The organism is Thermogutta sp. (genome assembly GCF_014359955.1).
Lineage (GTDB): Bacteria > Planctomycetota > Planctomycetia > Pirellulales > Thermoguttaceae > Thermogutta.
Genome location: NZ_JACIYL010000177.1, coordinates 1 through 6,883 on the forward strand (window position 1 = coordinate 1; position 6,883 = coordinate 6,883).

Genomic DNA, 6,883 nt, shown 5'->3' on the forward strand with positions numbered 1-6,883 from the left:
CTCCCATGCCGGACAGCTACGCCATGTCGTGTTGTTCAAGTTTAAAGACGGAACCTCGAAGGCCGACATTGAGAAGGTCGAGAAAGCCTTTGCCGCGCTCCCCAAAAAGATCCCCCAGATTGCCGGATTCGAATGGGGCACGAATTGCAGCACGGAAAACCTGTCGCAGGGATTCACGCACTGCTTCATTCTGACCTTCAAAAGCGAAAAAGATCGCGACACGTATCTGACCCATCCCGATCACCGGGCCTTTGCCAAGATGGTGGGCCAGTATCTTGATAAGGTGCTTGTGGTGGATTATATCGTCCGGGAATAAAAGTTAAAATCGGCCGACGGGGCCCCGACGAACACTGGGCCTCGCCACCTAAGGCGAGGTGTGATATTGCCCGTGGGAGCGGCCTGACTATCTCACGGCCGACAGGAGGGCTCAGCCGAAGCCGACAGGCAACGGCTTGCGAACGACCCCTGGTTCGGCGTCCAGATAAAGGTCGTCGAACAGACCGGCCTTCCATTTTTCCACGGCGATCGCTCCCATCACGGCGTTATCGGTGCAGAGTTTGAGGGGAGCGATCACAAGCTCCACATTCCGTCGTGCCGCTTCTTCCTCCAATCGCGTTCGAAGACGTTTGTTGGCAGCCACACCTCCCCCCACGCACAATCTGGGGAAGCCGGTCATTTCCAGGGCACGAAAAGTCTTGCCCACCAGGCAATCCACGACCGCTTCCTGAAAAGAGGCCGCCAGGTCCGCCACCTCCTGGTCCGACAGTTTGACCTGCGAAGGATCGTGCCGTCCCGGCCCTGTAATGGCGTACCGCACGGCGGTTTTCAATCCGCTGAAACTGAAGTCGAGCGTATTGGGATCGTCGAGCAGGGCCCGCGGGAAGGCATATTTGTGGGGGTTTCCTTTTTCCGCTGCCCGTTGGACGGAGGGTCCTCCCGGGTAAGGCAGTCCCAGCATGACCGCCACTTTGTCAAAGGCTTCCCCAGCCGCGTCATCAATGGTCGTTCCCAGCAGCTCGAAATCCAGCGGATCGCGGCAGCGGTACAGGCATGTATGGCCCCCACTGATCACCAGTCCCACGCAGGGGAACACGTCCTTTCCCGCCGCCATGCGACACGCGTAAATATGGGCCTGAAGGTGGTTGATTCCAATGAGCGGCTTTCCCAGTGCCAACGCCAGCGTCTTGGCAGCCGTGACACCGACCAGCAGGGATCCTGCCAGGCCGGGAGTGTAAGCGACCGCCACCGCATCAATGTCGGCCAGGCTGATTCCCGCCCTCTGAACTGTCTCGTGGATCACAGGCAGAATTCGCTCCACATGGGCGCGGGAGGCAATTTCCGGTACCACGCCCCCATACTGCCGATGGAGCTGATCCTGTGAGGCTACAACGGAGGCAAGCACCTCCAACTGGTCCGTCACCAGGGCCGCCGCGGTCTCATCGCAGGTCGTTTCGATTGTGAGAAAAACAGGCATGTTCTCCATCCTACCCGGTTTATGCTCTCGTGAAGGTCAAAGTTTTGTATAATCATTATACTGAGTCCAGGGCGGCTCGAGCGGATGCCGTGGTGGAGGATCCGTCTTCCTTCTCCCCGTAACGTCAGCATAGGTGTGTTTGAAAGTTCACGGAGGATAACCATGTCCGTGACTCGACTTGAGGATCTCATCCTGAAGCCCCTTAATCCCCAGCAGCAGGAGGCTGTGACCCACGGGGCAGATCCACTGCTCATTGTTGCCGGGGCGGGAACCGGAAAGACGGCCACCATCGTGCATCGCGTCGCCTGGCTGGTCGCACACAACGTTCCCCCTCACACGATCATGCTCCTCACGTTCACGAGGCGTGCCGCCGAGGAGATGGTTCGTCGCGTCGAAGCCATTCTTTCCAGGCTCTCCGGAGCACAACCCGCAGGATATCTCGCGACGAGAATCTGGGGCGGAACGTTTCACGCCATAGGCCTGCGGTTCCTGCGACTGTTCGGGGAAGAACTGGGGCTGCCGCCCGGCTTTACTGTCCTCGATCGTTCTGATGCCGAAGACTTTCTCAACGTCATTCGCACCGACTTGAAACTGGCCACCACAGACCGACGCTTTCCCAAAAAAGGAACTTGCGCGGATATCTACAGTCGCATGGTGAACACCGATCTTCCCCTACGCCAGGTCCTCGCGGAATTCTTCCCGTGGTGTAAAGAGTGGCATGACGAACTCGATCGGCTGTTTCGCGAATACACAGCCAGAAAGAAAGAGTCGGCCACCCTGGACTACGACGATCTCCTCCTGGCGTGGCTCGAACTCCTCAACAGGGATTCGGTCGGCAGCGAGATTCGCAGGCGTTTTCGGGCCATCCTTGTGGACGAGTATCAGGATACGAACATCATCCAGGCCAACATCCTGTATCGGCTGTCCCCAACCGGTGACGGCGTTACCGTGGTCGGCGATGACGCACAGGCCATTTACTCGTTCCGGGGCGCCTCTGTGAAGAACATCCTGGAATTCCCCAAGCAGTACCCCAATGCCCGGATTGTCACCCTGGAGCAGAATTATCGAAGCACGATGCCCATCCTGAGGGCGGCAAACGCTATTATTCGTCCGGCCAAGGAAAAATTCACCAAAAATCTCTGGTCGGAGAAGAAAACGGGCGAGAAGCCGTGGCTGGTTGCTGCCCTCGATGAATACGAGCAGGCTGAGTTCGTCATTCGGCGTATCCTTGAGCATCACAACCAAGGAACGCTGCTGAGACACCAGGCCGTGCTGTTCCGGGCATCGCACCACAGTTTGCCGCTGGAAGCCGAACTGACGCGACGGGGCATCCCCTACCACAAATACGGCGGGCTTAAGTTTCTGGAGGCTGCCCATATCAAAGACGTGCTTGCCTTCCTGCGCCTCGCGGAGAATCCTCGCGACCTGGTGGCTGGGATGCGGGTGCTTTGTCTGTTGCCGGGGATCGGCCCGGCCAAAGCCAGAAAACTTCTCGCGGTATGTTCTGTAAACGGCGGACGTTTCGATTCGTGGCAGGAAATCACCCCGGCTCCCGCGGTGGCCGACCTCTGGCCGCAGTTTGTCCAGTTGATGCTCCACCTCGCCGAGGGAAAAGCAACGCTTCCGGCCCAGCTTCATCAAATCCGGGTGTTCTACGAGCCGCTGCTCCCCGTGCTGTACGACAATCCAATTCCACGGGCCAAGGATCTGGAACAGTTGGAACAAATCGCCAGCCGGTTCAAAGACCGTCAAACTTTCCTCGCCCAGATCACGCTGGATCCCCCCAATTCCACACAAGACTTTGCAGCCAACCCGGATCTCAACGATGATTACCTGGTCCTGAGCACCATCCATTCGGCAAAGGGACTCGAATGGGATGTGGTGTTCATTATCAACGCCACGGACGGTAATATCCCATCCGACATGGCGACGGGTTCGCCTGAGTCCATCGAAGAGGAACGGCGCCTGTTCTATGTCGCGGTCACCCGGGCCAAGCGCTATCTGTATGTCTGCTATCCCCAGAGTTATTACACGACTTCCTCGCTTTCCTGGCAGAACTACGGGATCGCCCTCAAATCGCGATTTTTGACCCCCGAGGCCACCCAGTGCTTCACCTCGGTCACGGCACAATCAATGAATGCGGATGACGCGGAGTTGCCCAGCCTGACTTGGCGAAAGACGGCTCTCTGATGGCACATGGACCGCTCCGGGAAACGCGTTACCGGCGAGTCAGCCAAACCTCGCGGCATCTGCATGCACTGCGTCTGTCCCCAGCGTCAACTTGCATGACAACGTGACGGCTCATTGCAATCCGCGCCGTTCGGTGTCATGATACGCCTATCAGTCGAAGATACGGCTTCAATAGGATTTTCGTGCGTTTCACCGGCAATTGGGGATGGCATCATGGGGAAACGGTTAGGAACCATTTTGCGGCGTACTTTGGGTAACTGCGACAGGCTGGTGCACTTCTCGTTGGCTGTCCTGTTGGCGGCACTACCGGTCCTTTTGGGAAGGCTGCCCGCGGTTTGGGCCGGTACTCCCGCGGTGAAACTCTCGCTGACCACGCCGGCGGTGGCGCTGCGGCAACCCCTTCGGATTCGCCTTCCAGAAGGCTGTGCGTTGGACTCACACAAGGGCGTGATACTTACGCAGGAAGGCGACCCGCTGCGGCTTTCTGCCGTACTGGCCAGTGGTCCGGACAAGACTGGCGAATGTCAACAGATGAGCTATCTCATTGTGCGTGATGATCGGTCTGCATCAGCAACCCTGGCCGCTGACGGCCTTTTGCGGTGGATTGTGCAAGAGGAAGGCGGAACCGCTGGGGAATCGCCCACAGCGTCTGAGTTTCAGTTCAAGGAGACATCCGATACCACCGTTACGCTTTATGAAGGCGAGCTACCAGTGCTCGCCTACAATTTCGGCCCGATCACGAATCCGAAAGTCCCTGAAAAAGACCCTCGGCGAACGCGAGCCTGCTACGTTCACCCGGTTTGGGGACTGGATGGTGAAATCCTGACCGACGATTTTCCCCGCGATCATTATCATCACCACGGTATTTTTTGGACGTGGCCTCACGTGGTCGTCGGTCAGGAGGAGTTCAGCCTATGGGAAGATCGTGGGGCCCTGCGGCAACGGTTCGTTCGGTGGCTGTGCCAGGAGACACGCCCCGGCGTGGCTGTGCTGGGCGTGGAAAACGGGTGGGACCTCCATGGCCAGATCGTGCTCACGGAGCGCGTATGGTTCACCGTTTACGCCCGGGGAAAGGAGGATCGTGTCATCGATGTCGATCTGTTCCTGCAGCCCCATGTGCCGATCACACTCTGGGGAGCGGAAGGGAAGAGCTATGGAGGTCTCACCATGCGGTTTCGACCTCCCTCCGAGAAAGAGGCGCGGATCACGGTCCCGGACGGTCTCACGAAGGATGACCTTTATGAAACCCGACTCCCGTGGGCGGACTTCACCAGTCGCTTCGGTGAAACCGATCGGCTGAGTGGCGCCACGATCATGATCGCCCCGACCCATCCTGACTATCCGCCGACGTGGCTAACCCGACACTACGGCCCCCTCTGCGTGGGCTGGCCTGGAGTTCACAGCCGTACGCTGGAGCCACCAGAAATCGTTCACCTCCCCTATCGGCTCTGGATTCACAGGGGCAGCAGAAATGCGGAAGAAATGGCCGCTGTATATAAGGCGTATACCGCCGGGTTCGAGTGCCAGCTCGTGGAACGCCCGGTCCCCCAAGAAGATTCACAGTAAAAGTTTCTCGAAGAAACCGATCAAGCCCGCCAGCGGTCAGTGCTATTGTCCGCTCACTGCGATGTGAAATTGGGGACGGTATCCGTTGGAACTCCCAGAGATGGCTCCGTACCGTGCTTTCACAGGCAATCGACCTCCAGGATCGGCCGCCCCTCTGCCTTAACTTCGGGGACTGCGAGTTTGAGCTGCCGAAAATGGGCAATACACGGCGCTGTGAAGCGACACCTCAGTCCACAAACCCGGCCAACTGTTGGGCCAGCCGTTTTCTTGCGACGTGAAGCCGCCGCTTGACCGTGCCGAGGGGAACGGCCAGTTCCTGACTCATTTCGTTGAGCGATTTGCCCTCGATGTAGAAGGCATAAAGGGCCTCGCGGTCCATGGGCCCCAATCGCTCCAGTCCCTGACGAACCGCCTCCTGGGCTTCCCGTCGGGTGACCTCGGCAAAAGGTTCCCGTCGCACGTCGCCCGATTCTTCCCATGTTCGTTCCGAAAGCGAGGAGGCCCCGTGCCGCCGGGTGACGTAGTTGATCGCCAATCGATCAGCGATGCGTCGCAACCAGCTTCCCAGCGCTTGCGGTTCTTTGAGTTGTGGTAGCTTACGCAGGGCCTGCAAGAAAACTTCCTGGCGGACTTCATCGGCATCGGCATCCGATTTTACACGGCGCCGGATGGTGTCGTACACAACCTGGCCATACATCGCGACGACGCGCTCCCAGGCTTCTTCTTCCCCCCGTTTTGCGGCTTCCACCAGAGCGCAAATCGGCGATTCCGGCGCCTCGGGAAGGGGCATTGGCAGCTCCGCCACGAACTCGGCGGGACTGGTTAATCGTTCGATTTCGAGCGGCTCAAGAACAGTGGCCATAGTTCCCTCCTTTATGGAAGGCGGACGGGAACCGTCACCCATCGGAGAGCCGACCGGCAAAAAGCGGATCGCTCCACGTCAATCCGCGTCACCGGACCGTGGGTGCTGGTTCACGTCCACCAATGACTGCTGTGTTCAAACGATCTTTGTCACGATTGTGGTGGACGCGACCAACCCCACCGGCTCTCCGGACGCTGCCAGCGTCCTTGACAAGCCGGCACGAGAGCCCAGGCGTAACATCCGGCCTCCGCGGACCTTGCCGCAAAAATGGAGGCGCGCAGAATCGCCTGGGACAAACAGAGCGCGCAGAGTCCCAGATGCTTCACCGTGCGAACGACATCGACGACGTGCTTCACGACGTGACGCTTCACATCGACAACACCCATCGTCTTGACCGTCGTCACCGTTCGCACGAGCTTACGCATGATCCACCTCTGCGCGAGATTGAGACAGGACCTACAAACTCGAAAAACCAGACGGTAATTTTCAATCCACTGCCGTGCAACTCACGTTCCAGTGGACTTCACTCTTTCCATTTTACACATGCCAGGGCGCAAAAACCAATGGCCATGACATCCGTTTTTCCGGCAGTGCAGGCTCGCACACTGCCCAGAGGATTCTTCGGAAAATAACCGACACAAAAACCAGCAGGAAAGTTCGCGCTACCGGATGCCAACTGTTACACGCAATAGACATCCGCGAAAAATGCCTCGATCAAAATTTGCACTTCTTCTGACCTCGGAAGGGAGAATCGGTTTTCGAAGCGACATCATGGAGCCAGTCTGGCCCCC

Annotated in this window: 6 protein-coding genes; 3 read left to right on the top strand and 3 right to left on the bottom strand. The window is 58.3% G+C overall.

The genetic code is table 11. The features are described 5' to 3' along the window. Nucleotides 1-316 (top strand): Dabb family protein (locus H5U08_RS07475; protein ID WP_297031768.1); only part of this gene is annotated, 316 nt, incomplete at its 5' end. A gap of 111 nt (nucleotides 317-427) precedes the next feature. Here the strand turns inward: H5U08_RS07475 and tsaD are convergent. Then, on the bottom strand, nucleotides 428-1,474 hold the full coding sequence (gene tsaD, locus H5U08_RS07480; RefSeq protein WP_297031770.1) for a tRNA (adenosine(37)-N6)-threonylcarbamoyltransferase complex transferase subunit TsaD: 1,047 nt from the start codon (nucleotides 1,472-1,474) through the stop codon (nucleotides 428-430). Between the two features lie 162 nt (nucleotides 1,475-1,636). Between tsaD and H5U08_RS07485 the strand changes: the two genes are divergently transcribed. Both H5U08_RS07485 and H5U08_RS07490 read left to right on the top strand, forming a co-directional pair. Next, on the top strand, nucleotides 1,637-3,664 hold the full coding sequence (locus tag H5U08_RS07485) for an ATP-dependent helicase (protein ID WP_297031772.1): 2,028 nt from the start codon (nucleotides 1,637-1,639) through the stop codon (nucleotides 3,662-3,664). A gap of 213 nt (nucleotides 3,665-3,877) precedes the next feature. Then, complete coding sequence (locus tag H5U08_RS07490) at nucleotides 3,878-5,230, top strand: DUF6807 family protein (protein ID WP_297031774.1); 1,353 nt, start codon at nucleotides 3,878-3,880, stop codon at nucleotides 5,228-5,230. Between the two features lie 226 nt (nucleotides 5,231-5,456). Here H5U08_RS07490 and H5U08_RS07495 read toward each other — a convergent pair whose 3' ends face one another. Then, the gene (locus H5U08_RS07495) at nucleotides 5,457-6,092 is read right to left on the bottom strand and encodes a sigma-70 family RNA polymerase sigma factor (protein ID WP_297031775.1); all 636 of its coding nucleotides are present in this window, start codon (nucleotides 6,090-6,092) and stop codon (nucleotides 5,457-5,459) included. A gap of 149 nt (nucleotides 6,093-6,241) precedes the next feature. Then, entirely contained in the window at nucleotides 6,242-6,517 is a 276-nt protein-coding gene (locus H5U08_RS07500) for a hypothetical protein (protein WP_297031777.1), read from the bottom strand. Nucleotides 6,518-6,883 lie beyond the last annotated feature (366 nt).

Bases quoted from the DNA above. Each gene is read 5' to 3' on its own strand.
- tsaD (WP_297031770.1), bottom strand. From the start codon at position 1,474: ATGCCTGTTTTTCTCACAATCGAAACGACCTGCGATGAGACCGCGGCG.
- H5U08_RS07485 (WP_297031772.1), top strand. From the start codon at position 1,637: ATGTCCGTGACTCGACTTGAGGATCTCATCCTGAAGCCCCTTAATCCC.
- H5U08_RS07490 (WP_297031774.1), top strand. From the start codon at position 3,878: ATGGGGAAACGGTTAGGAACCATTTTGCGGCGTACTTTGGGTAACTGC.
- H5U08_RS07495 (WP_297031775.1), bottom strand. From the start codon at position 6,092: ATGGCCACTGTTCTTGAGCCGCTCGAAATCGAACGATTAACCAGTCCC.
- H5U08_RS07500 (WP_297031777.1), bottom strand. From the start codon at position 6,517: ATGCGTAAGCTCGTGCGAACGGTGACGACGGTCAAGACGATGGGTGTT.